Source organism: Rhizobium sp. PRIMUS64, assembly GCF_023006465.1.
GTDB lineage: Bacteria > Pseudomonadota > Alphaproteobacteria > Rhizobiales > Rhizobiaceae > Rhizobium > Rhizobium leguminosarum.
Genome location: NZ_JALBGX010000388.1, coordinates 1 through 226, shown reverse-complemented (window position 1 = coordinate 226; position 226 = coordinate 1). Strand labels below are relative to the sequence as shown.

General features: G+C 54.9%; 1 protein-coding gene. It reads right to left on the bottom strand.

Annotated features, from left to right (window positions below; all coding sequences use genetic code 11):
• The coding region (locus MOV76_RS39685) for a group II intron maturase-specific domain-containing protein (RefSeq protein WP_309506950.1) at positions 1-226 on the bottom strand (226 nt) is incomplete at both ends.

Genomic DNA, 226 nt, shown 5'->3' with positions numbered 1-226 from the left:
AGCCCGAGTTTTGTGGAACCGAAAGCGCTTGTACTTTCGCATGATCCAGGCCTTGAGCTTCCGATTGACATAGTCAGCCAGAGAGAACAGGTCCGAACGACTGAACCGCCCATAGTAGGCAATCCATCCCCGGAGGAGCGGATTGATCTGTTTGGCGATTTCAGCCAGCGTCCCCGGCGTTTGCCGCGGAATGTTCAAGCTCTTGATCGTGGCCCGCATCGATTTT